Annotated in this window: 20 protein-coding genes and 3 pseudogenes; 8 read left to right on the top strand and 15 right to left on the bottom strand. The window is 39.4% G+C overall.

Annotated features, from left to right (window positions below; genetic code table 11):
• Nucleotide 1 precedes the first annotated feature (1 nt).
• Together AN486_RS12020 and AN486_RS12015 are read left to right on the top strand one after the other, a co-directional pair.
• Nucleotides 2-208: a hypothetical protein gene (locus tag AN486_RS12020; protein WP_053538037.1), complete on the top strand. Its 207-nt coding sequence runs from the start codon at nt 2-4 to the stop codon at nt 206-208.
• Complete coding sequence (locus AN486_RS12015) at nt 208-579, top strand: hypothetical protein (RefSeq protein ID WP_039204460.1); 372 nt, start codon at nt 208-210, stop codon at nt 577-579. The genes AN486_RS12020 and AN486_RS12015 overlap by 1 nt, the downstream gene beginning before the upstream one ends.
• A 113-nt stretch (nt 580-692) precedes the next feature.
• Here the strand turns inward: AN486_RS12015 and AN486_RS12010 are convergent, their stop codons facing one another.
• From AN486_RS12010 to AN486_RS11970, 9 genes and pseudogenes are all read right to left on the bottom strand, one after another.
• Entirely contained in the window at nt 693-1,469 is a 777-nt protein-coding gene (locus AN486_RS12010) for a DUF3153 domain-containing protein (protein WP_234413291.1), read from the bottom strand.
• A 60-nt stretch (nt 1,470-1,529) separates the two neighbouring features.
• Nucleotides 1,530-2,051 (bottom strand): tetratricopeptide repeat protein, encoded by a 522-nt coding sequence (locus tag AN486_RS12005; protein ID WP_053538035.1) that lies wholly within the window; start codon nt 2,049-2,051, stop codon nt 1,530-1,532.
• Nucleotides 2,052-2,287: 236 nt separating this feature from the next.
• Nucleotides 2,288-3,184 carry an acetylglutamate kinase gene (argB, locus tag AN486_RS12000; protein WP_053538034.1) on the bottom strand — a complete coding sequence of 299 codons (897 nt, stop codon included), beginning with the start codon at nt 3,182-3,184 and terminating at the stop codon, nt 2,288-2,290.
• Nucleotides 3,185-3,328: 144 nt separating this feature from the next.
• On the bottom strand, nt 3,329-4,309 hold the full coding sequence (locus AN486_RS11995) for an FHA domain-containing protein (RefSeq protein ID WP_053538033.1): 981 nt from the start codon (nt 4,307-4,309) through the stop codon (nt 3,329-3,331).
• 162 nt (nt 4,310-4,471) lie between these two features.
• Nucleotides 4,472-5,188 (bottom strand): 6-phosphogluconolactonase, encoded by a 717-nt coding sequence (gene pgl, locus AN486_RS11990; RefSeq protein ID WP_039203584.1) that lies wholly within the window; start codon nt 5,186-5,188, stop codon nt 4,472-4,474.
• Between the two features lie 728 nt (nt 5,189-5,916).
• Nucleotides 5,917-7,605, bottom strand: coding sequence for a TrkA family potassium uptake protein (locus AN486_RS11985; RefSeq protein WP_027404849.1), 1,689 nt, complete (start codon nt 7,603-7,605; stop codon nt 5,917-5,919).
• A gap of 329 nt (nt 7,606-7,934) precedes the next feature.
• Nucleotides 7,935-8,183, bottom strand: a pseudogene (locus AN486_RS11980) (four helix bundle protein); the annotation flags it as partial.
• A 245-nt stretch (nt 8,184-8,428) separates the two neighbouring features.
• Nucleotides 8,429-9,385: an alcohol dehydrogenase catalytic domain-containing protein gene (locus AN486_RS11975; RefSeq protein ID WP_168635072.1), complete on the bottom strand. Its 957-nt coding sequence runs from the start codon at nt 9,383-9,385 to the stop codon at nt 8,429-8,431.
• A 132-nt stretch (nt 9,386-9,517) separates the two neighbouring features.
• Nucleotides 9,518-10,348: an inositol monophosphatase family protein gene (locus AN486_RS11970; RefSeq protein WP_053538030.1), complete on the bottom strand. Its 831-nt coding sequence runs from the start codon at nt 10,346-10,348 to the stop codon at nt 9,518-9,520.
• Nucleotides 10,349-10,679: 331 nt separating this feature from the next.
• Between AN486_RS11970 and AN486_RS11965 the strand changes: the two are divergent.
• From AN486_RS11965 to AN486_RS11955, 3 genes and pseudogenes are all read left to right on the top strand, one after another.
• Nucleotides 10,680-11,090: pseudogene (locus tag AN486_RS11965) on the top strand (transposase); the annotation flags it as partial.
• Nucleotides 11,091-11,641: 551 nt separating this feature from the next.
• Nucleotides 11,642-11,820: pseudogene (locus tag AN486_RS11960) on the top strand (ISAs1 family transposase); the annotation flags it as partial.
• Between the two features lie 679 nt (nt 11,821-12,499).
• Nucleotides 12,500-12,841, top strand: a complete 342-nt coding sequence (locus tag AN486_RS11955; RefSeq protein ID WP_039202515.1) for a hypothetical protein — start codon at nt 12,500-12,502, stop codon at nt 12,839-12,841.
• A gap of 16 nt (nt 12,842-12,857) precedes the next feature.
• Here the strand turns inward: AN486_RS11955 and AN486_RS11950 are convergent, their stop codons facing one another.
• From AN486_RS11950 to AN486_RS11940, 3 genes are all read right to left on the bottom strand, one after another.
• The gene (locus tag AN486_RS11950) at nt 12,858-13,523 is read right to left on the bottom strand and encodes a hypothetical protein (RefSeq protein WP_027402641.1); all 666 of its coding nucleotides are present in this window, start codon (nt 13,521-13,523) and stop codon (nt 12,858-12,860) included.
• Nucleotides 13,524-13,536: 13 nt separating this feature from the next.
• Nucleotides 13,537-14,613: a heat-inducible transcriptional repressor HrcA gene (gene hrcA / locus AN486_RS11945; protein ID WP_027402642.1), complete on the bottom strand. Its 1,077-nt coding sequence runs from the start codon at nt 14,611-14,613 to the stop codon at nt 13,537-13,539.
• Nucleotides 14,614-15,069: 456 nt separating this feature from the next.
• Nucleotides 15,070-15,429, bottom strand: a complete 360-nt coding sequence (locus tag AN486_RS11940; protein ID WP_053538027.1) for a rhodanese-like domain-containing protein — start codon at nt 15,427-15,429, stop codon at nt 15,070-15,072.
• Nucleotides 15,430-15,459: 30 nt separating this feature from the next.
• Between AN486_RS11940 and AN486_RS11935 the strand changes: the two genes are divergently transcribed.
• On the top strand, nt 15,460-17,178 hold the full coding sequence (locus tag AN486_RS11935; protein ID WP_081424135.1) for a DUF3352 domain-containing protein: 1,719 nt from the start codon (nt 15,460-15,462) through the stop codon (nt 17,176-17,178).
• Nucleotides 17,179-17,897: 719 nt separating this feature from the next.
• On the top strand, nt 17,898-18,650 hold the full coding sequence (gene cysE, locus AN486_RS11930; RefSeq protein ID WP_027402645.1) for a serine O-acetyltransferase: 753 nt from the start codon (nt 17,898-17,900) through the stop codon (nt 18,648-18,650).
• 234 nt (nt 18,651-18,884) lie between these two features.
• Here cysE and AN486_RS11925 read toward each other — a convergent pair whose 3' ends face one another.
• The 3 genes from AN486_RS11925 to AN486_RS11915 form a co-directional block, all read right to left on the bottom strand.
• Nucleotides 18,885-19,769, bottom strand: a complete 885-nt coding sequence (locus AN486_RS11925; RefSeq protein WP_290600789.1) for a nucleotide exchange factor GrpE — start codon at nt 19,767-19,769, stop codon at nt 18,885-18,887.
• Nucleotides 19,770-19,884: 115 nt separating this feature from the next.
• Nucleotides 19,885-20,181 (bottom strand): DnaJ domain-containing protein, encoded by a 297-nt coding sequence (locus AN486_RS11920; protein WP_053538025.1) that lies wholly within the window; start codon nt 20,179-20,181, stop codon nt 19,885-19,887.
• A 225-nt stretch (nt 20,182-20,406) separates the two neighbouring features.
• A complete protein-coding gene (locus tag AN486_RS11915) occupies nt 20,407-22,917 on the bottom strand; it encodes a tetratricopeptide repeat protein (protein ID WP_290600785.1) in 2,511 nt (836 codons plus the stop codon).
• A 497-nt stretch (nt 22,918-23,414) separates the two neighbouring features.
• On the opposite strand from AN486_RS11915, the gene AN486_RS11910 reads away from it, so the two are divergent.
• Nucleotides 23,415-25,736, top strand: coding sequence for a transglycosylase domain-containing protein (locus tag AN486_RS11910; protein WP_290600830.1), 2,322 nt, complete (start codon nt 23,415-23,417; stop codon nt 25,734-25,736).
• The last annotated feature ends 187 nt before the right edge of the window (nt 25,737-25,923 follow it).

The following is a 25,923-nucleotide window of genomic DNA, read 5'->3' as shown; positions in this document are numbered from 1 at the left end:
TATGCCTTACATAGAAGTAAAAAGTAGAAAAATAATTGATTCTACATTAGCTAAAAAAATCATAACTAAGGGTGATATAATTGCAGTTTTAACCACTGGACATATTACCAAACAAGCAAAGGTAGCATTTGATCAAGCTGATATAGCTTGGGCTGAATATATCGAAGAAAGACAATTTTTAGAATCTGAGGCACAGGAGGTAGAATAATGTTAGATATTACGTTTTACGGAAAAAATGGTGTATCACCGGCTACCATAGAATTTTCTAATAAATTTTATGAAACATTGATTAAATCAGACTTTGCAGAAATTGGTAAAGTTCGTGAATTAGAAATAGTAATTGATGAAGAAAAGAGTAAAATTGAAGCAATTGATCTAGAAAAAGGAACAATAACTAATAGACAAAGATTAATTGATTTCCTAAAAGAATCAATTGTTCAGGAAAGTTTAAATATGCTAGAAAAATTAGGAGATTCTCCTTCAAAACAGGAATATAAAGAGACAACTTCAACACTAAGAATTTTTCAAGAAATTCTCAAATGTTTAAAAAACAGAGAATATTGTTATCTTACATACTAATTGAGATGTTTGAGAGTTGCTTCTAGTTTTGAGAATTTAGGATGTGATAGCTTACTATTTCATAGTGATAATAGGAAATAAACACATCCTAAAAATTCTTAAATTCTGATATTTTACAATTCTTCCGCTGTTAACTGAATACCCGGACTTGGTAATAACGTATATCTCAGATATAATCCCAACCACACAAAACCGATAATCAACAAAGTCCCAATTCCCAGAAAATTCGGCAACCAAAATACTACCTCTACATGATTTATATCCCCTGCTTTAAGCTTCCATATTAGTTGATTACCATGCTTTTCTGGTTGGATAGCATTTTCATCATTTTCAATATTCTTGATTCCCCAAGGTGTTTGTAAGCTAAAGTCCAGATTGACAAGAGAACTATCACCTTTAGTCGTCAGCATAGCCAAAGAACGTAAATCTAAATCATAAACTAAATGATTTCTGGAGAATAGGAAAAAATTCCTATCTTCTGCAACTAAAGTAGAGGTAATATTTGCCAGTTCCGAACCATCACGATCTTCAGATGTGCGAGTATTGAAAAAGCCAGTAAATTTTTCTTGTAATTCCTTCGCACTGGTAAAGGGAATTTTGACAATAATTTCTGATGCGGAAACTCTTTCTGTTGAACCTGCTAATGTTCGCGCTCGATTTTCTAAAGTTTTTAACCATTCAGAGAGATAATCACCACTAAAAATAGTAATTTTTTCTGATAACTGAATATGCTGTACTAATTCACCATTATTTGTGCTATTAAAATTCACTCCTAAATCATACTTCACACAACCTGATAATAGTAATGAAGAAAGGATTACCATCAAGACAATTGGTTTGATTTTAGTAATTTTTCTAATTTTGTTAATAGAAAAAAATACAGATTTCATTGAATGTGATATAATCTTAATAAAAGTTAATACATTCATGACTAAATTTCTCCTTATTTGCTAAAAACTTAACCAAACTAAATAGAAAATTGTCAAACCTACAGAAATTAAACCTACCCAAACAAAATTATTGTCTTTAGTATTAACTGTACTCAAGTCAATGTATTCTCGTTCTACAGGTTTTGGTTTAGATGTAGATTTTTGAGATTGGGAAGTAACAAGTATTTTGGATTTGTTATCAGAAACTATACCAAAATCGGGAATTTCTGTCATCCACTCTTTTGGTCTGTTCAGTTTGGGTGCTTTTAAAATATAAACTAGGCGTTTTGCTTGTTGACGAATTTCATAATGGGGATGACGGCTGAGTTGTTGACAAAGATTTATTGCTTCTTCGGAACGTCCCGCAGCTTCATAAGCATTCACCAACCAAATTTCTACTTCACCAGCAAACCGGGTATTTTTTCCTAATAGAGTGCTGGCTTTTTCTAAACTTTCCACAGATTCTCGATATTGACCATTTTCAAAAGCAGTTGTCCCAATTTGGAAACACGATTTAGCGAGTTCTAAATTTTCTGTAGTCATTGGTCATTAGTCAGTTGTTAATTGTTGTCAAATTAAGCTAGAAATGGCTTATTTGTTGGCTTCCACACCCGCCCGGAACTTAATTTCCGGGCTAATAGCCAAAGTAAACGAAAGTTTACTAAACGATTTTAAAATTTTGGGGCTAAATTTAGTCATCTTTAGATGACTTAAGCTATTAGACAGGGAATTGATTCCCTGGCTGGCGGGGTATGGGTTTTACTTGTCCCCCATTCCGATTATTGTCTCGACTGATGAGAACCCAGAATCATTGTTCCAATCCCCACATCTGTAAATACTTCTAACAATAAGGCATGAGGAATGCGTCCATCAATTATATGTGAAGCTTTGACTCCTTGGGCAAGCGATCGCACACAACAATTCACTTTCGGAATCATCCCCCCACTGACTATACCATCAGCAATTAATTGTCGCGCCTCCCGAATATCCACCTTGGGAATTAAGGTAGAAGGGTCTTTATAATCTCTTAAAATTCCTCTCGTATCAGTCAGCAAAATTAGCTTTTCCGCCCCCAAAGCAGCGGCTATTTCCCCCGCTACCGTATCCGCATTAATATTATAAGCCTGTCCAGTTTCATCCGCCGCCACGCTGGAAACCACCGGAATATAGCCATTACTCGCAAGTGTTTCTAAAATTTTGATATTGACATTACTCACTTCCCCCACAAAGCCAATCCCTTCATCACCTTGAGGACGAGCCGTAATTAAGTTACCATCCTTACCGCAAAGTCCTACAGCCATTCCCCCAGCTTGGTTAATCAAAGCCACAATTTCCTTATTCACCCGCCCAACCAACACCATTTCTACCACATCCATCGTTGGTGCATCAGTTACGCGCAAACCATTTTTAAACTGTGCTTCAATTCCTAATTTACCTAACCAACTATTAATTTCTGGTCCACCACCATGCACTAAAATAGGTCGCAAGCCGACGCAAGATAAAAACACCACATCACGGATCACTTTATCCTTAAGGGAGCTATCCTTCATCGCTGCGCCACCGTATTTAACCACAACGGTACGACCAGCGAATTGTTGAATGTAAGGTAGTGCTTCGCTGAGAATTTCTACGCGATTAGCTTCAGCTTGCCTGATATATTCTGTATCATTAATCATGTTATTACCCAAGTTGCTAGTTATATAGTTTATGGGATAACTAGCAACAAGAGTTAATAAGCTGTTGTGATCATAGCAGGGGGCAGGAGGTCAGGGGTCATGGGGAAATATTTATTACCCTTACCCATTACCCATTACCTATTCCTAAGAAAGTTGAAACAAGAAAGTAACTAAATCTCCCTTACCCAAGCTAATGCGATCGCCTGGACGGAGGCGATGTCTGTTACCAGGTAACAGAGGTAAGTTATTAATGTAAGTACCATTAGAACTACCTGCATCCTCTATATAACAAGCATCTCCCTCAATCCGAATATCTGCATGAATCCGCGAAACAATCTCCGAATTTGGGAATCCCGAAACATCTATATCTGGAGGAACACGATCATTAGGCTTACCAATATGCACAACCGAGAGATTTTGTGGTAATTCTATTTCCTGATTAGCTTGAACATGGAATAATCGCGCTACTATCTGTTGTAATTGAGTATTTGCCACCTTTCCTGATGGTGCGACTGGAGCAACTTCAGGAATAGATATAGGATCTATCTGGGGTACATAAGCAGGGGGAATATAAGGCTCAGATCCTGGTACTGTATCCATAGCCACAGGTTCAGGAGTCAATACAGACGGAATATAAACTTCCGGTTCAGGTGCTACAGGTGCAGGTGGAGGAGTCAATACAGGCGGAATATAAACTTCTGGTTCAGGTGCTACAGGTGCAGGTACAGAAGGAACATAAACAGCTTGTTCCTGAACTACAGCCATAGGTGCAGGTGTAGGAGTCAGTACAGGCGGAATATAAACTTCTGGTTCAGGTGCTACAGGTGCAGATACGGTCGGATTAGATCGGGGCGCAACTTCCAACACATCAGGCTGTAGCAGTTGCATCATTAAGTCAGGAGCGACCACTGGTGCTGGCACAGGATTAACAGCACCAGTTGAGGCGACTGCAAGAGTAGCGCCAAAATGGAGATTGTAACCGCACTGACCACAGAAAGCGGCATCTGACTGTACAGTTGCTCCACAATTAGGACAACTAGCTGTAGCTGGTAACGGCGTATAGCAAGCTTCACATTGAACAGCGCCGTCTGGGTTAGGATGATTGCAATTAGGGCAGACGATCATGGATTTAAGCCTTAGTGAAGGTCGTTGTAAAAATATTACTGACAAGCACATAAGTAACTTTAGCTAGTGATGCTAAAAATTACTTACAGTGAGAACAGGTTGATCATTGGTGATGATTCTTCATCATCTCAATCAACCAAATCTCAAAAATCATAGTCAATGCTAGAGTTCCAAACCAGCCGCTGCGTCTAGCAACCAGTAGAGTTCTCCTTGGGGACGAATTAACCGTGATGGATAGGCGAAATCATCCGCTACCGGTGCAAAAACTTGGGCTAAAGCCGGTCTTTTATTAGCACCAGCAGCCATAAAAATCACACTGCGAGCCGCGTTAATAAATGGGTAAGTAAAAGTGATGCGGAGATTATCATCTTTATTACCAACAGTAACTAGGCGATCGCTCACCTTGAGAGCTTCCGTGTAGGGAAACAAAGATGCAGTATGGGCATCATCACCCATTCCCAGTAAAACTACATCCAATGCTGGGAACTCTCCCGATGCCGAATTAAAAAATGTTTGCAGATGCTGGTTATACTTAGCTGCATCTACCTCTGGGTTAGCAGATAAAGTAGGGATAGCATGAATATTCGCCTTGGGAAGTGCCACCTGATCTAACCATGCACGTCTCGCCATCAGTTCATTACTATCAGGATGATCTGCTGGTACATAACGCTCATCTCCCCAGAATACATGAATTTTATCCCAGGGCAACTTTTGATTAGCTATCGCCTCATACAAAGGTTTTGGTGTACTACCCCCTGACAAAGCAATTGTAAATTGCCCCCGTTCGCTAATAGCAGTTTCCGCTTTCGACAGTATCAATTCTAGCGCCCGTTGAACGAGTGCCGATACACTGGAATGGACTTCAACAGTTTTGTTCATGGCATTATCAACACATAGCCTGTTTCTTTGCAATACCATAGCGAACTTCTGACAATTTTCCGGTTTAACCCTAGAAACTTTTAATATCATCAGGTTAAGCCCAAGCTAATGCCTAGTAATCTGTCAACCCGAAAATGACGGGTGAAGGCAAGCAGGGGGAGAAGAGAGGCAGGGAGGGGTAGGGGAGGGAAGAACAGAAGTTTTTTCCGATCATTACCCGTCAAAATAAATTTGACGAACTACTAGCCTAGCCATGAAATATCGTCCTCTACCTTCTTTACCATCATTTTCAGTTAGTTGTCAGTAGTCAGTTGTACTAATCGCTAATAATCACCCCAGAGAATTGTTATAGCGGACTTCCAATTAAAAAAATACCCAAAAATTTCTTGTGGTGCGGGACGAATTGCCCGCTAATCATCAAGGACGGGCAGGATGCCCATCCCACAAAATTGGGTAATTTATTTTTTGGTGTTCCCTAGCAAGAATCAGGAAGTAGGGGCGCAGGGCCTGCGCCCATGTCTTGCGCCCATGTCCTGCGCCCAGTCCCTGCGCCCAGTCAAGAGTTAGGAGCAAAACCCTTTATTAGCAAGAGTTTAACCGTCAATTGATGTCCTAACTGCCTAATTTTTTCATGTTGCCCAAAATCTCTCAATCAAGTCTTGACTTCCGGCTGAGAATTTGATATCATTGACATTGATAAGGAAGAACTATCATAAAATAAAAATCAACTAAACCCCGATCCCCTTTCCTTCTTCTCGCCATAACTGATTTAACCTATTAGCGGGCATAGTTAAATACAGCACATCTCCGGGAGCAAGAATTGTTTCTAGCAAATCCCAGCCTTGTACAGTTTCATGGTTGATTTCCACATACAAAGGCACAAAATCCGCAAACTTAGCCACATCCTTCACCCACTCATCACAAAAAGGGTGTATCGGTGTAATAGTGGTTGCAAAAGCTACCCATAAATTATCAGCAATAATCCCATTACCAATAATCCTACCACCGAGAGCAGCCGCAGCAAAAGCAGGAGCAGCGAGTTCAGCAGGACTAAATACAGCCTCAAAATCAAATACCTGTTGTGCTATACCAGCAAAATCAGGATCAGCATAGTTGACAATTACAGGAATCTTTGGCGCTAAAGACTTAGCCTTGAGGGCAATTTCCAAATTAGTCGCATCATTATTAGTAACAGCTAAAACTGCGGTAGCAGTGTTAATATTACTTGCTTGTAAAGTAGCCCGAAAACTCGCATCAGCAAGAATAACCGGAATACTCATTCCTCTAGCAGTAGTCACATATCTATTATTAGCATCCGTTTCAATAACTACTACCTCATGTCCACTCAGGTGCAATTGTTGAACAATTCTAATGCCAATACCACTTAAACCACAAACAATATAATGATGATGTTGAGGAATTCTTGCCGCATCCAAAAATTGTTTTAAGCGACTACCCAGGATAAAATCCGTCAGCATCGCGTACCAAATCCCAATTACCGCAGCCCCAATTAGCATAATCACAATAGTAAATAACTTAATGCTGTCTGGTGCATTTTCGACAACCTTATCATTACCACCAGCCCCCGTAATCATGCCAACAGCAAAATATAAAGCATCAATAAAAGAGATACTATGTTTACTAGCAAAATAGGTAAAAGTGGATATTAAAATAATTACGAATAAAGCAATTGCCATACCCACAACTGATTGGGCGTGTTTCTGAAACTCCCGAATATTGGCAAAAACTTTAACTAATTTTCTGACTAATGACTTACGTTGGGGACGAATGCGAGGTTGAGTACCAATAATTAAGCGATCGCCTACTCTTAATTGTTGTTCCAACAGCACCGCAGATACTAAATTTAGCTTTCCTTCCACAGCCACATAATAAATCAGCATCCTTGTGGGATCTTCCCATAAATCACTAATTTTTCTGCCTTTCCAGGGATGATTTTCGTGGATATATTCCTCTTGAATTGGCCAAATTTGCTCAAGTAACTTAATTTGACCAATAGCCTTATTCCCCAAAGCCGCAAAGGTAAATACAGGTGCTGCCAAACCCACAACACTCATACTTAAATGATTCGACAGAGTTTGATCAAGACGTTCACCTAAATTCGTATTATAAAACCGATTAATAATCCGAATTTGGGGATTAAGAACCCGTGCTTGCATCATAATTGATAAATTCAAAGCATCATCAGAAGTTGCAATTACCAAAGTATGTGCTTCTGTAATTCCTGCCGCTTGTAAAGTAGAAGCTGCGTGTAACTCACCAACAATTATATTAGCAGCAGGTTCACCAGAAACAGGTTTGCGATGAATACCTACCACCAAAGCCCCCTGTTGTCTGAGTAAGCGAAAGATTTTATATCCGGTACGTCCTAAGCCACAAACAATAATTCGAGGTTTCATAAAACCGCAACATAAAATTTATATAAAGGGCTACATATCAGTTATCAAGAAAAGCATCACCGACTCAGAATTGAATTCAAGAATCCTTATTGTTGCTTAATTTGTGGCAAAATAACTGTAACTGAACACACGATATTTATCTCCAGGAAATTAAAAATTAAAAAATATTACGAGGTTAACCCGGATTTCTCACAAAGAAATAAAAAAAAGGTTAAAAACTACAAAAATGTATATTTAGGCAATACTTTGTCCATTTTTTGTAGGTCGGGTTAAGCGACAGCGCAACCCGACGCATTTGTTTGGTTATGGCTTCGCCACGCTCCCCGAACACAATCATTTAATTTAGCAACAAAAGCAGCCTCATAACGACGTTTACGCCAAGCTTCTGCCATATTCGCACAAACAGAACGAGAAGAACGACGAATTTGATCTGTTAGAGAATATCTTTCTTCAACAGGAAAATTTTTTGATAACCCAAAAATTTTCATTGCTGCTTCAACAGCAATTTGATAAATTCCCAAATCTCTATGAGATTTAACCATTGATATTGAGTTTGATTCTTCTGAGTTACCAATCATCTTCTTTCTCACCTCCTTTACTCTTTTACTCTTTTACTCTTTTACTCTTCACTCCCCTACTCCCCCCTACCTCCCCCACCTCCCCCACTCCCCTACTCTCCCCCACCTCCCGATTAAGGAGGGTAATTTAACTTGTGTGTACACGATAATTTGCAAGGGGAGGGTTAGGGAGGGGTAAAACATTTTATACAGCAATATGACTTTTCAAACACCCTCTGTTGATATCTTAATTCTATTAACCCTGATTAAGAACTCATTTCCAGTAACACTTTTAAAACCCCCTTAGTTTTGGCTTTTTCAAAAGCTTCTAAACCTTGAGAAAGAGGATAAGAACTATCAATTAAATATTGGACATCTACCTTTCCCGTCGCCAACAATTCTAACGCCGGAACAAAGGGACCACAACGAGAACCAATCAGGGTAATTTCATCTACTACTAACGAGGAAGCATCTAAACTAAGATTTCCCGCATAAGTGCTTTTTAAGATTAATGTCCCACGAGGACGTAAAGCCCGACGAGCAATATTAAAGCCTTCAGGATTTCCGGTACAATCAACGGAGATATCAAAATATCTATCGGTGACACTATCAGCTAAACCTGTTTTAATTCCTTTTCCTGCTAAATTTATTAATTTGTCTTCGTGTCTTCCGACTACCAATAATTCACAACCAGTTAAGGCTAAAGTTTGGGCTATTAGTTGTCCTAGCTTACCATCTCCAACCACTAATACTCGGTCATCCTTAGATATTTGTATTTGTTGTTGAATTTCCAATGCTGCGGCTATGGGTTCAGTAAAAGTTGCTGCTGCTGTAGATACATTTTCGGGGACAAGATGCAAATTCTCAATAGGTAGAGATAGATATTCTGCAAATGCACCATTACGGTTAACAATTCCTAAAACCGTGCGATTTTCACAATGTGTTGGTTGTCCGCGACGACAAAAACGACAATTACCACAAGCGGCGTTAATTTCACCAACGACTCTTTGATTAATTAACTGTTTGGGAGCTTGTTCGACAATACCAACAAATTCATGACCGATAATGCCAGTATAGGGGTAATAACCTTTAATTAATTCTAAGTCAGTATTACAAATTCCTGCTCGCAAAACCCGCACCAAAGCCTCTCCTGGTGGTGGTTCAGGGATAGGAATATTGGTGCGTAATTCTAGTTGATTATTTTCTAACCAAAGTCCTTTCATAATTTTGTCAGTTGTCAGTTGTTATACTTGAGAAGGTAATAACTTGCGTTTTTACATCCATATATCCCCTTTACGCAAAGGCTCAATTTATTCCCCTGCGGAGTATAATTATTCGGTTTTAATTATTAGTTATTAAAATTTTACATTTTCTAGAAATGGTGTAAATATCGGAACTATATCGGAATTACTCACAACCATCGTAGGAAAAGAGCGATCGCTATAATCTATTCCCGGCGATAATGGAAAAGACTCAGAATTGAGCGATACCCACGTCCCACCCGCAGCTTGCACAATTACCCAAGCACCTGCAATATCCCATACCTTTGGTGTGGCTTCAATTCCTCCCAAAACCGCACCAGTGGCGACTGAAAGAAAATTATAACTAGCAACTCCTAACATCCGAATTTTACAGGGAAAACCTGGTTGAATAATGTCGGTACTGCGAGAACAAAGGTTAAAAAAGTGGTTTTTGCTAGGAGCATCTTTACTGGTATGAATGGGATGATTATTTAAAAATGCTCCCGTTGGCGTTGTTAAGCCCGATGAACCCGCCCAAAATCCATGAAAGACTTGATTTAATGGTGGTACGTAAACATAACCAAAAATGGGAGTTCCACGATAAAGTAAGCCCAAGGAAATAGACCAAATCGGAATTCCTCTGGTAAAATTTGTTGTACCATCCAAAGGATCAATAACCCAACACCATTCTGTATTCGGAAAAGTTTGACCTGCTTGCAGCAGCTCTTCACTATCACTTTCTTCGCTCAAAATGCCGTAACCGGAAAAGGTAGAAACAATCGCATCTCGAATTTCTTGATCTGCCCATTTATCAGATTTTGTGACTAAGCTACCATCAGATTTTTGTGAAGCTTGAACTTTGCCAAAATCCTGCATTAATTGTTTTCCTACTCTAGTAGTAGTAGTTTCCGCAAAGTCTAAAATCGTATTCCAAAAATCATTCATTTGATTAATTATCAGTTGTTAGTTGTCAATTATTAAATAATTTTATCATAGATGGATTCATAGAAAATTCAGTACAAAGTAAAAATCTGTATTTATTCAACGCAGTAATTATCATGAGCTTTTTTTAAAGTATCTTGAATATCTACTGCGACCCAATCCAATACTTGTCGGTCAAGGAAATGTAGGCTGGTTTGAGCGATAGCAAAGCGCTCCGTAGGAATCGCAAAACCCAACAAAATCCTTGATAATCTTGGGTTTCATGCTATTGCTCCGCGTTCACGCAGTGTCCCGCAGGGATACGTTTACGTTCCACAACCCAACCTTTCAATTTGCTAATACTGAAACAGAAATAGCTAATCTAGTTAAGCAACTTCAATCTGACGATTTAAACCTAATCGTACTGGAAGCAACAGGAGGACTAGAAACAGAATTAATAATTCAATTGCAAGCGGCTCTTTTACCAGTAGCATTAATCAATCCTCGTCAGGGAAGAGACTTTGCTAAAGCTACAGGTAAGTTAGCCAAAACCGATGCCACTCTAGTTTCTGACTTACCAGAATTAGGTCAATTAACTGCCAAGCAAATCTCTCGTTTAGTTGGTGTTGCACCAATTAATCATGATAGTGGTCAGCATAAAGGTAAACGAATGATTAATGGTGGTCGCGCCCACGTTCGTGCCATTCTTTATATGGGTGCTGTTGTTGCCATGCGTCATAAGGAATGTTATCAAAACTTTTTATGAGTGCCTGAGTTTGACAAGGCTGGGGCATCATTAGCGATCGCCTGAAGAAGAATCGCCCCCAACTAGAAAATGAGGCGATAGCGAAGCGCTCCGTAGGAATCGCCAGTAGACTATAGAAATTTGGTTTTGGACAAATCCTAAACAAGCAGATACTCATTGGGAGCAAGATTTACTGAAGGTAGTGAAAGAGAATACCTTACTAATGCTGGATAGAGGCTTTTATCATTTTGCATTTTGGCAGTAATTAATTGACCATAAAATTGATTTTATCACTCGGATAAAGAAAGGAGCATCCTATCAAATAGAACAGGTATTAACAAATTTTTTAAACATGAGTTTTTTCTGTTCCCTGTTACCCCAGGGGAAACGCATCTAATTTTTTTTGACAAAATGTAACTTATGTAAATAGAGAAAAAGGGCAGTATTAATAGTTTAATATCAAGTTAATATTTAAATACAGAGAAAATTTCATGGTAAATTTGTTTCTATAAGAATCAATAAAATAGGTTGAAGTGGTATCCTCAAAGAAAATAAAGAGACAAAATCTGGAAATGAAGTTACCACCAAAAATCACAATTGCAGATCACTTTAAAGATTTAGAATATCAAAGAGTTGAGCGAACAAAAAGACATAAATTAATAGATATAGACTTGATTTATTATTAAAGGGACTGGCAGGAGAGTCATTTATTTTAGTAATAGATGAAACAGGGGGCAAAAAGAAAGGAAAGACAACAGATTATGTAGACAGACAATATATAGGTAATTGTCAGATGGAAATATTTTTTGTCTGAATCAGGATGTCCAGGATTTGAGGATGTACAGGATGGTTATTTATCAATTGTTTGTTAGATGGAAATATTTTTTGTCTGAATCAGGATGTCCAGGATTTGAGGATGTACAGGATGGTTATTTATCAATTGTTTGTTAGATGGAAATATTTTTTGTCTGAATCAGGATGTCCAGGATTTGAGGATGTACAGGATGGTTATTTATTAATTGTTTGTCAGATGGAAATATTTTTTTGTCATCCCTAGTTTTAGAACCTAATTGGGTCGCTACCACTTCCTCTAACATACCTCTAAGATACAAGGTTGGGTTGAGTGATAGCGAAACCCAACAAAATCCTTGATAATGTTGGGTTTCGTTCCATTGCTCCGCAACGCTGACGCGAACAACTCAACCTACCATATAATGAATTTTCAAGCTTGACCGAGCAGTATTAGCCCTGAAATATGGCTAACGCCACGCTACGCTATCATTTCAGGGTGGGTGTGGAAGCCAACAAATAAGCCACCTGTAGCTTAAGTTGACACCAATGAAGCTCTTGCTTTACCCCTACAAATCTAGGGTTTTCGTGATTTTACAAAAGTCCATGTCCTAACCGTTTTGAGTGTAATCAGGGTAATTATGCGCTTTTTAATGAGAATTGCCGGCTTTGGTTTGCTGATTTTAGGTATTTACTTAGTTGGGAAAAATATATTTTTTACAACCAATGTCTATCCTTACTGGTGGCGAGGAATTGCCGCTGATATTTCAGTGTTAGCACTAACATTAGGTGTATTGATGCTAGTTTTTTTCTCAGAAAGTATGAAAAATCTGGGATGGATTGCTATTTCTGTGGGTATTATGGCGGTATTTATTAGTAGTCGTGCAATTCTTAGTCCTACCAGTTTATGGCAATTTTTTCTCTCCTTAATTTGTATTACATCGGGTTATAAAATGTTCACAACTGGATACTCACCTTTTTGATTTTATTGTTTAGGAGTTAGATGATTATAGGCTTCTCAACTCCTATTTTATTTTCTATCTCTACAGGTGGACGGACACACAAATAAATCAAAGCTCCAAATAAAGGCATTACAAATAACCAAAATAATTGATTATCTTTCCCACCTCGTCGCGCCATATCATCTCCTAGTAATGTGGGAAACAATAGACTCAACATCACAAAATCTAAACTCATCACATGAATAAATCGGCTACTTTGCCACTGTTGGACAAAATCACCCCAATCGCCTTGTAAACCAGATGCGAATAAAACCGCCGTTCCTATAGTTAATAAAATTCCTAAAATGCGAGAATCTAGGATTTTCAGAAATAAATTTTTTTCACCAATAAACTTTTGATTGGGTTGTCTTAAAGCCAAATAGGGTAAAAGTGCAAAAGCACCTAATGCAAAAGCACCACTAGCGAAAGGCCAAGCTGGGATTTTTTGACCTCTACCATCAAAAAAGACGACTGCACTATATATAAAAGGCCAAATCCCCATGATATTAAATAAAGATATAATCAGAGGATTAATGCCTTGCCAATTGCCTGTAGAGAGATTTTTGATTAACTCAAAAGTATCAGGTTGTTCGGGAGGAGCAAAGAAAAAGGCATAGGAAACAAATCCTAGCCATAATAGACCAAAAGTGATTTTTCTCAACATGAATTTATGGAAATTAACTAAAAGCTTCCGAGAGATAATCTGCTGCTGCTGCAACTACAGCGATCGCACTCTCATAGTCTAACCTAGTTGGACCCAAAACTCCCACACTTCCTACTGGCACAGAACCCCGCCGATAAATAGCAGAAATCAAAGTACAAGTCCGAATAGGTTCAAGAGGATTTTCTGTGCCAATTCGCACTGTTACCTTAGACTTATTCATATCGTGCATTTCTGCTTCTTCACAAATTAAATGCCAAAGTTGGTCTTGTTCCTCTTCCAATAATTGCATAATTGTCTGTACCTGCTGTACCTGAGAAAACTCAGGTTGTCGTAAAACCTCTCCAATCCCCCGCACCATAATTTGTGTAGTTGTTGGTGCTAGAGCGCGATGAGTCAATTCTACCAAAGAACTTTTTAATAATTCACCATAAACTCTAAACTCCTGATCCAATTTACTCCAATCAAGATAGCCTATTTCTAATAAACTCTGTCCTCTTAAATGAGTATTCAAAAAGTTAGAGACAATCTGCAATTGATGATCAATTACCTCCGCTTCTGGTTTACTTTCTGGATTATGTAAAAATAAATCCATCACCTTAGAATGGGTTTCATAACTATCTGTCACCACAATTAACATAATTCGCTCTGATTCAATTTGCACCAGTTGCAAATGTCGTAACTTTGCGGTTGTGGGTTGCGGCATAGTAATTAAAGTAATACAGCCGCTCAATGTTGCTAAAATTTGGGCAGCGCCTTGTAATAAGGCCTCCAAACTGCAATCTTCCCAATGCAGATGTTTTTGTAATACGGTTTCTACCTCTTTTGCTAAAGTTTCTGATGGTTTAATTAATTGATCAACGTAAATACGATAACCAGAATCAGAAGGAATTCTACCCGCAGAAGTATGTGGTTGATAAAGTAACCCTGATTTTTCCAAAACACCCATCACACTGCGAATCGTAGCCGAGCTAACACCTAAATCAAATCCTTCAATTAAAGCTTTAGAGCCAACAGGCTCTGCTGTGGTAATATAATGACGTACAGTTGCATAAAGTATATTCTGTTGCCGATTAGTCAGATGAACTTGCATAAGTGATTTTTTTACTGAAGGCAAATCTTAATCAAAATTGGAAAAAAATGTGGTTTTTACCGCAAAAATGGAAAAAAGAATTAATTATTAATTAAAGTAAGATAGCAAATTATATACTTATATTGTATTAATTGAACACAAAATTTACTTTCAGCATTTATTTGCTGCATTTGTTATTACTACATAGCTGAAATCCAAAAAGAAGATGAATTTCTCTCTGTTTCAGTATTATCTCATAGTCTATCAACCTAAGTTGTGGTTTTAGTCACAAAATATTATTTTCTATTGATCAAAATTTTGACCGCGCCAGTAGAGGGTAGGGGTGGAAATATCTTGTTGATTCCTTCTGAATTCTGGGCGCAGGCCCTGCGCCCCTACGGAGAAGGGATACGATGATGAAATATCTTGTTGATTCCTTCTGAATTCTGGGCGCAGGGCCTGCGCCCCTACTGTTCCCTAATATTGCGGCACAGAAGGATCAACTAAAATCGAATAAGCGGAAATGCCACCCGTAATATTTTTAACATTTGTGAATCCTTGAGTAACTAACCACTGGCACATCTGAGCGGAACGCATACCATGATGACAGAGAACCAGAGTTTCTGCGTGGACATCAAAGCGAACAGGGACTTGTTGATTCCATTGCTCATATTCACTTAAAGGAAGATTGACAAAACCATCTAGCCGTGATATGGCAATTTCCTGGGGTTCACGCACATCTATTAACTGAAGGGGTTCTTCATGATTTTCAAGCCGTTTGGCTAGTTCCTCAACAGTAATTTCGGAAAAGGGTTGATCAAATGATGTATTTGTCATGCAGTTTTTCTAAAAAATCCTATACTATTCATGTTTGCAGAAAAGCTAGAAAATATAAAGAATGTGAACAGTCAACACTTAACAAAAAATATTAAACTTGGTTTCCTTATAGCTGGCATAATTACGCTTATACTAGTTTGTTTAGCTAAATTCTCCTGGTTTTCGGAAAAAAGTCCAGTTAGTCTTGTAGTTCGCAACTCTCAACCCGCTGCGGCTATATTTGTCTCCAAGTCCTCACCAGCAATGGTTTCATTATTGATCAATCCCGACGGGTTACAGAAAATAGCACCAAAAGGAGAATTTTCTCAACTCAAAAATCGTCTACTGGCAAAAAGTAATATAGATTATCAAGATGATATTAAACCCTGGTTGGGTGATGAAATTACCCTAGCTGTAACTACCATAGATATAGACCGTGATCCAGAGAACGGACTACAGACTGGGTATTTAATGGCACTTGCCACTGCAAAACCAGGGAAAAGCCGTGATTTTTTGGAGTTGTTATTTTCTAAACGGGCTTTTAGTGGGACTAATTTAGGAATTGAACGTTACAAAGGTGTCAAGGTTATTTATGATAATACCGAATATTCATCAGGCGTAAATATCCAAAATCCAATATCCAATATCCAAAATAATTTAGCTGGTGCAGTTGTTAATAATTTTGTTTTACTGGCTAATCATCCTCAAGTGATCAAGGAAGCAATTAATAATTTACAAGCTCCAGATTTAAACTTAATTAGTTCTCTAGAATATCAAAAAGCTACTCAAAAAATCTCTAAAAATGCTGTAGCTATAACTTTCTTAAATTTACCGGAAGTTGGTAAATGGCAAGGGTTAGAATTAGCAGAATCAACTTATAATAGCCAAATTCTATCTTTCGTTCTCAACTCCCAAGGGTTGCTCACAGAAAGTACATTTTTCACAAATTCCCAGATTTTACCTTCATATTTACCACTATCTCAACCTGTGGGAGCATTACAGTATATTCCAGAATCAACAGCTTTAGCGATCGCCGGCACAAATTTGAGTAAATTAGATAATAGCGATGTAGCAAAACTGTGGAAGCAACTGACAGCAAGCATTTACGGTTCTAGTAAAGATGGTACGGCTCGATTACTACAGCCCCTAGCAACAATCCAAGACCATTGGAATTTAAACTTTAGCGCAGATATTTTCAATTGGGTAACGGGAGAATACGCTTTAGCTTTATTACCCAATTCGGAAAATACAACCCTTAATTGGTTATTTGTCAGCGAAAAAACCCCAGGGTTAGCAGCAGGAATCACACATTTAAATAATATTGCCAGTAGAAGTGGCTTTAATGTTAGTTCCCTAACTTTAGATCAACAAAAAATATCAGCTTGGACAAAAATTACAGCCACAAGTAAAAATAACACATCTATTAATGTTGACACGAAAGTTAAAGGAGTGCATACAACCTTAGATAATTATGAAATTTTCAGTTCCGACTTAAAAACCCTGAAAACTGTTTTGAGTCAAAAGCAAAAATCTCTCCTAGAAAATCCCCAATTTCAAAACAGTATTGCGACAATTCCCCAACCCAACCAAGGGTATATTTATTTAGACTGGGAAAATAGTCAAGATATTCTCAAACGTCAACTACCTTTGCTTAAACTTGCAGAAGTGTTAGGTAAGCCACTTTTTGATAATTTAAAATCCCTGACAGTTAGCAGTTATAGCAGCGAACCAGGAACACTTAAAGGCGGAGTATTCTGGCAACTGCATTAAATGTCAGAATCAGGATATCCACCGATTAAAGGATAGACAGAATGAATAGCAATACAGTTCAGTTAAGAAAACATAGGTTGGGTTGAGCGATATTTTGCGTAATTCTTATGAAAATAAGGATTTTATGACCAATCAGCAAGCCCTAATTAGGGCTTGCTGATAGCGTAGCGTGGCGTTAGCCATATAAACCTAAAACCATCTAATAACAAAGGGTTTCGCGGATTTTTACCACAAAAAAGTGCCAGGTTTTGGCTAATGGTGTCTCAAAATAGGTGCAAGGTTTTTGAGAGGATGTTTGAAAAGTATCAGAGTTAATCGAGATCCCCCCAACCCCCCTTACAAAAGGGGGCTAAATTCCTCAAAGTCCCCCTTTCCAAGGGGGATTTAGGGGGATCTGCTGTCGCCTCCCTTCAATAGACATCTCCGAAAATTAAATGTGCGTCGTTTGAAACCCTTGTAGAGACGTTCCATGGAACGTCTCTACAATCTTTACCGGGGAAGTCTAATAGAAAACTTATTCAGCAAACCCTAAGTAGGTGAACACAATAAAACCAAACTGTATAAAGAAACGTAAAATCGCCCAAACCCTCTTCACTCTTGCCTCTTGCCTCTTGCCTTTTGCCTTGCCATAACGACAATTTTCAACGCCAACCTACTTAATTACCAAGTCACGATAATATGGGAGAGTAGCTTGTTGTGCTATCAAGGGTACTATCTCAATGTTCTCTAGACTCCGTGCCGATTTTCGCATCATCTTTGAACGTGACCCCGCAGCCCGGAATTGGTTGGAGGTTTTGTTTTGTTATCCAGGTTTGCAAGCCCTAGTGTTTCACCGCTTTGCACACTGGTTGCGTCGTCTTGGTCTTCCCTTTTTCCCCCGCTTGATTTCTCACATTGCCCGGTTTTTAACAGGTGTAGAAATTCATCCAGGGGCTACAATTGGTAAAGGCGTATTTATTGATCACGGAATGGGAGTAGTAATTGGGGAAACAGCAATTATCGGCAACTACGCGCTGATTTATCAAGGTGTTACCTTGGGGGGAACAGGTAAAGAAAGCGGTAAACGTCACCCCACATTAGGGGAAAATGTCGTGGTTGGTGCAGGTGCAAAGGTTTTAGGAAATATTGAAATTGGTGATAATGTCCGCATTGGTGCCGGTTCAGTGGTATTGAGAGACGTACCATCTAGTTGTACCGTTGTCGGTGTCCCTGGACGGATTATTTATCGTTCTGGAGTCCGGGTTGCACCATTAGAACACAGCAATTTACCAGATTCAGAAGCCCAAGTAATTCGCACCTTAGTTGACCGCATTGAAGCATTAGAAGAACAAATTCAAGCTTTGCAAACTCCCGCAAAAACTCCGGTTTTAGTTGGTAAATTCCTTCCAGAAGATGAATTACCAAAAGAACACAATTTTTGTAATATCAGAGATAAACAGATTCAAGAATTCTTTGATGGTGCAGGAATCTAGTACCGCAAGGCGGAAGTCAAAAGTCAAAAGTCAAAAGTCAAAATGAAGACAGCATAGGCTTTTGGAGGATTTAGAATGGTTGGTTTATTTACGCCGTTTTGTACTAGTAGTCTGTCAACCCGAAAATGACGGGTGAAGGCAAGCAGGGGGAGAAGAGAGGCAGGGTGGCAGGGGAGTTAGGCGATCGCATCAACAATCTATCCCCTAAAGGCGATCGCTTAACCGGGTACTCCTCTATTTTTGTGTTGCTACAATCACCTGTGCTTCTCTTAAGACTCTATCGCCCCATAAATAACCCCGGATTACTTCCTGAATCACCGTATTTTCTGCGACATCTGCCCTTGATTTACGTCCTACAGCATACATTGTCTGGGAGTCAAAAGGTTTACCCTGGGCGACAATAGGAACAATACGGCGTTGTTTGAGTATTTCTAAAAGCGATCGCCTAATTAACTCCACTCCCTGTTGATTGCTGGTGAAAATTTCCGTTAATGATTCTGACATTGGTAATTTTTCCGGCTCACTAGGTTGAGTATAATTACCATTAATCCAATCTAATAACTTTTCCCAAAAGCCTTTTTGTATTAGTGGTTTTGAGTTTGAGGTAGTAGATAATGCTTCTAGTTCTTCTTGCCAGTAAGTACAAGCCTGATCTAAAGCATCCACAATACCCAGCAAATCTTTGAGGAGTTTCTCCTGCTGCTGTTCAAATTTTCCCGATGCCTGTTTTTGAATTTCTTCCAAACGTATTGGCATCTGTTCTTGCTCTGTCCGAATTACCGCCAATGCTTGTACCAGAGCATCTTGGGTAGAATGCAATAATTTACCCTGTTGCTTAACTTCATGGCGGAGAGCAGTCCACTCGGACACCATTTGATAAGGATCAAAGGCATGAGCAGATGATGGTGGTTCACCTAAATATTCAGGGGGTAGTTGTTCTGATTGTAAATAATCTAGAAAATTGGCAAATAAAGCTTCTTTGTCAGTTGTCATTGGTAATTGGTAATTGGTAATTGGTAATTGGTAATTGGTAATTGGTAATTGGTAATTGGTCATTGGTAATTGGTCATTGGTAATTGGTAATTGGTAATTGGTCATTGGTAATTGGTAATTGGTCATTGGTCATTGGTCATTGGTAATTGGTAATTGGTCATTGGTAAAAATCTCTCTTCCTACCTGTTCCCTGTTCCCTGTTCCCTGTTCCCTGTTCCCTGTTCCCTGTTATATGAATTATTTAAAATGTGGCACGAATTAGATCATCTAAGCTAACTTCTAGTTGCGCCAGGGCTTTTTCTCGCAACTGTTTTAATATCTCTGGATTCAATTCTGCTTCTAGGGGACGCAATTTCAAGAACTCCTCCGATTGACTTGTCTCTCCTTTGCGAAGTGCCTCGTAAGCTCCTCGAATTGCCTTAAACTCTTCTGGATAAGTATGCGCGGGGAATTCACGTAATTTGGCATGATAAGCCGCTTTAATTTGGGCGCTGGTTGCTCCTGGTGAAATTCCTAAACGTTCGTAGTAGTCAGCCATAAATAATTTCCCATTAAGATGACATCAATTAAACTATCAGTCTTCATCTGTGTTTAAGTAGGTTGGCGTTGAAAATTGTCGTTATGGCAAGGCAAAAGGCAAGAGGCAAAAGGCAAGAGTGAAGAGGGTTTAGGCGATTTTACATTTCTTTACACAGTTTGGTTTTATTGTGTTCACCTACTTATCTGTGTTTATATGCGGTTCATTACTCTTGATATTTTACTTTTACAACAATTCCTGAAAACCCGCTTTTTTTCTACCCTTGCGTTTTTTAGATGGAGATGAATTTCTAAAGATAAAGTCTAAATCTATTCCATCTTCTTCGTCTTCTTCATCTTCATCATCATCATCTGAGAAATCAGGCATATTGTTTAACATCATTTTTTTGAGTTCTGGAAGCATCCGTTCAAACTCCGCTGGAGACATTTTATTGCCAAATAATTTTTTAATCATCCCTTCTAATAAGTCATTCATATCTGACATATCGAGATTGTCAAATTCATCTGCATCTGGCATAGCACTCTGAGTTTCTCTATCATTAACAAATGCCTGTTCTTCTCGAAATGCTTGTAAGGCTTTGGCATCTTGTAGGCGACGGGCTAATTCAAATCCCTGTTGTTTTAATTGTTCATAGTTTGGATGATCCACATCGTAGGTAGTGGCTTTAGCTAATAGCAATAAGGGGTTTTGGGGTTCTCGACGGAGTGCTTCATCGAGGAACGGAACAAGGGTTTTAATTTCGCCAAAACGGCGGGCTTGAAGTTGAATATTTGCCACAGCATTGCCCGGCTGGGGCATGGTGTCGAGATAGAAACGCACGGGAGTGTCTAGTTTTTTGGAACTATTTTCTTTGACGGCTAAGATAACTAAATTGGCAACTCTAGCTTCTGGGTATTCTATGGATAGGTTGATTAACTTTTGCTGATACTGACTTAGTAAAGCAGCGATTCCTTTTTCCCGTTTGGCAAAGAGTTGAATCGAAAGGGCGATCGCTTGCAATACGGAAATTTGTTCTTCACCTGCTAATCTTTGGAGGAGATTGTCCCATACTTGGGCTGCGGCTTTTTGGTCTAATGACACCCGACCTCCGGAATTGGGCGGACTTTGAACTGCATTCACGAATATTTGACAGGCACGGATAGGCGGATCTGTGGGATCTTCTGTCTCCACAAAACGGCTAAATAAGGGATAACTTAACGTAGAGAGCGCATCTATCCAAGGCAATGTTTCTACTTCAGGTTCAAGATTCAAGTCGCCAAAATGCTTACCAAATTTGCGCCTAGCTTCATTGAATGCCTGTTTGTGATCTAGTTTCTTCCAACAGTGCAGCAGCGTCTTATAAACTTCTCCATACCGACATCCATTTTCTAATGCTTGGGTAAGTAGTGCGATCGCTTCATCATAATTTTCGTCTACTGCTTCAATTAATCCCTTACGTCCCAGCACTTCTGGTGATGTGGGACAAATTCGTTCTGCTTGTTGCACAGATCCCAAAGCAGCCCGATCACGATCTATTGCTATGTAAGCATCTGCCATCCAGCAGTGGAGATGTGCTTGGGTCAGTTTCAATCTTTGTGCAGGCCATTCTTGAGGGTTTCGTTTTGCTTCCTGTTCTAACCACTTCAAAAACCGTGTTAACAGGCGTGAACGTTCTTGATCATGATCATTAGCATCGAAAACTTCTAAGAGATTGATTGCCAATTGGGGGTTAAAGGGTTGCTCTGTCAACAAAGGCTGCCAGAATAGTTCAGCACAACTTGGTTCTCCTTGATTTAGTGCTTGTTGTCCGGCTAGGGTAAGCAGCAGTGGACGGAGACTTTCTAGTTCTGGAAAGCGTGGGGAACGTCGCTCCATCTTCAATAGCAGATGAGCGGCATCATGGTGATTACCTTGGTCAATCAGTTGCAACATTCGCAATATCGCTAATGCCTGTTGGCTATTTTTATCTACTGTTGTTCGTGAATTTATAAATTGGAAGGGTTTTTGTTCTGTTCTTCCATGTTGAAAAATCGCCAATCGCTCTAAAATTGGATGCTCCAAATACTTTGGTTGACCATATGAAAGTGATTTCAGCCCCAAAAGACTGGCCGCAGCATCCCAATTACCTATGACTTGTTGAGTATAAACGATCCAAGCTATGGGCAAATCTCCATCGGTGACGGCTCGCTTAATTTTCTGAAAAGATGTTAAAGCTGTTTCTGGTTGACCATTTTTGAGTGCCAGAACACCTCGTACCCAGTGGAGTTGATTAGCACTAAAGCGTTTAGATTGTTCCTGAATTAATTGCTCAACTGTAGCGGTATCTCCTTTGAGGAACAAGAGTTTTAGGTAGGAGATGCTGTAGTCTTTTGGTAGAGTACCTGCCTCAAAAGCATTTCTGAGTAATTTTAATGCCGCATCTAATTGCTTCAATTCCAGTAAACATTTAGCTTGCCAGTAATGAACTTCTCCCACCAAACCGAATTCTAGAGCGCGAGCAAAGGATTTTTCTGCCTGTTTAAAATCTTGTTTCTGAAATTCTTGCTGACCCCGTAGCAACCAAATTTCTGATTCTGGGGGTGTAAATTCAATATTAGGGTGTAATCGCTGATTTTTCTTGATTTCTTCTAATGCTTGCCGATATTTTTTTTGGTTCAGCAATTCTTGCAGTTGCTTCTGGAAGGAGTTTTCCGCAACTTTTGTCTCTGTACTAGAGACCTGTGGTTGTGAGTGCTGTTTAGACTGATGTTTAGCCACTGGGCTTTCTTCCTAATTGTTGTTTGATTTTTACCCTTATAGTTAAGGGTGGCTCCAACTACTTTCTTAATTTCTATATTAGTAGGCAGTTCGCATTAATGTTACAGGGATTTGTAACATTTTCCTTTTAGAGTGTATTTGCAAAGTTTGTTGACAGTATACACTGAGAGAGATTTTTTACAAAAAAGGCAGGAGGAAAGAAGTATGAATAAAAAGTCCCTTAAGGGTGGGTTCCTCCTGCCTCCTGAAGAACTCTCAGACTTTTCTCATGCGAGAATTGCATGAATTAATTGTCATTAATAATATGAATACCAATAATATGGCTTTGCAGAAAACATATATTTACACTGAATTAAGTTAATATTTTATGGGGTATTATATGGGATATTATATTAACACCAATATATTGCACTCAAACCAAACAGGAGAAACTGCTATTGCCATTGAGTAATCATCAACAAAATCACAAGTCCACAAATGAAAAATTACTACCGAAAATGCAGGTGAATGCAAAGCAGTTAATAACTCAGGTGACAACGGTATCATCTGGAATCTTGACCAGAATAGCCAGCAGCGATAAACCTTTTTATCGTCGTTTTTGGTTTTGGGCAGGATTAGGTCTTAGTAGTGGGATCATTGCTTTCCATTACACAATCTTAGAAATAGATAAAAATTTACCAGATCAGTCCGCACTCAGAGCATTGGTACGAGAGCAAACACTGACGATTAAAGCTGCTGATGGTAGTGTGCTACAACAGCAGGGAGAAGCTACAAGAGAGCAACTGAAAATAGAGCAAATACCAGATACTTTAAAGAAAGCTTTTATTGCTTCAGAAGATAGAAGATTTAATCAACACAATGGATTTGATCTCCAGGGAATTGCCAGAGCAGTTATCAATAACTTGCGATCGCAAAATGTGGTAGAAGGTGGTAGTACCATCACTCAACAGGTAGCGCGAATTCTCTTCCTCAAACCAGAAAAAACCTTCTGGCGTAAACTTAAAGAAGTCCGACTATCCCAAAAAATAGAGCGAGAATTGACTAAAGACCAAATTCTCGAACGTTATCTCAATCTCGTATACTTAGGTTCTGGGGCTTATGGCGTGGGAGATGCCGCTTGGGTATACTTCAGTAAATCCGTTGATCAACTGACTTTATCAGAAATGGCTACCTTGGCGGGTTTAGCTCCTGCACCTAACGTCTACGCCCCCGACAAAAACCCGAAAACAGCTACAGAACGGCGTAATCTGGTATTACAGCGGATGCTGGAAGATGGCATCATTACACCCGCCCAAAAACAAGCCGCGACTGAGGAAGCATTAATAGTTAACAGCAGTTTACCTAAACGGTTACAAGTTGATTTTCCCTACTTTACAACCTACGTTCACAAGGAATTGCCAAAGTACGTTGCCGCTGATGTTTTGGCTAGTGGTGGTTTAATAGTAGAAACAACCTTAAACCCAACTTCGCAAAAAGCCGCAGAAGCCGCAGTAGGCAAGATATTAAAAAATGAGGGACGGTGGCAAAACTTTAAACAAGCGGCTATGGTGGCCATAGAGCCTGGGAGTGGCGAAATTCAGGCAATGGTCGGCGGTAAAGACTTTGGTAAAAACCAGTTTAATCGTGTAACCCAAGCCCAACGACAACCAGGATCAACCTTTAAGGGTTTCGTCTATGCTACAGCGATCGCTACTGGTAAAAGTCCCTATGATAGTTATTTAGATGAACCCTTATCAATAGATGGTTATGAGCCAAAGAACTCCCATAACAAGTTCTCCGGTTGGTTAAACATCAGAGACGCGCTCACCAAATCCATCAATACAATTGCGGTAAAAGTCATAATAGAAATAGGTTTTGAACCCACCATTAAACTTGCCCATGACATGGGAATTAAGTCAGAACTCAAACCTAACTATTCCTTGGCGCTTGGTTCTAATGAAGTCAACTTACTAGAATTGACCAACGCCTATGGTACATTCGCCAATCAAGGCAATTATGTAGAATCTCATGGCATTCGTCGCATCCTCAACCGCGAAGGAGATGTCATTTGGTCAGCTAAATATAAACCCAAACAAGTTCTAGATGCTGATAGCAGTGCCATCATGACCTGGATGTTAAGAAATGTTGTCACCGATGGTACTGGTGCTGCGGCTCAATTAGATGATAGACAAGTTGCCGGCAAAACAGGTACTACTGATGAATCCCGTGATTTATGGTTTATTGGTTATATTCCTCAGTTAGTGGCTGGGGTGTGGTTAGGGAATGATGATAACACCCCTACCTATGGTAATAGTGGTAGTGCAGCTTATGCTTGGCATGAATTTATGGCAGAAGCTCTCAAGGGAATGCCTGTAGAAAAGTTTCCCCCACGACCTAATTTAGAAAATCGTAAAGGTACTATCAAAGCCCAACCTCTTAAACCGAGAAAACTTATCTATAAGTCGGTTGATGATAATAATCAAAAATCAGATGAGGACAACACCGATAATTCTGATTCCTCAACTAGACGCAGACGTAGAAGCAGAAGAACATATAATCAATCAGACGATTCATCAAATTCAGAAGAAAATCGGCCAAGACGAAGACGACGCTATAGTCAAGAGAATAATGATACATCTTATTCTACCCGTCGCCGCCGCAGACGCAGTCAAGAATCCAATGGCGATTCCCCTTCTCAATCATCTCGTTCCCGACGCAGCCGCAGTCAAGAATCAGCACCGTCTAGATCATCTTCAGAAAACAAGAGTCCTGGAGGATCTTCATCATCACAACCTTCCTGGAGAGAAAGACTTAAACCCGATTCTTCAGGAAATAATTAAAATCAGGAGTCAGGAGGTAGGGGCGCAGGTCCTGCGCCCAGTCAGGAGTTCAGGAGTTCAGGAGTTCAGGAGTTCAGGAGTTCAGGAGTTCAGGAGTTCAGGAGTTCAGGAGTTCAGGAGTTCAGGAGTTCAGGAGAAAGAAGAAAGAAGAAAGAAGAAAGAAATTTCTCCCCTACTCCCCCTACTC

The organism is Anabaena sp. AL93 (assembly GCF_001672085.1).
GTDB lineage: Bacteria > Cyanobacteriota > Cyanobacteriia > Cyanobacteriales > Nostocaceae > Dolichospermum > Dolichospermum heterosporum.
The sequence above is the reverse complement of the archived record's forward strand: the minus strand, read 5'-3'. Positions and strand labels throughout refer to the sequence as shown.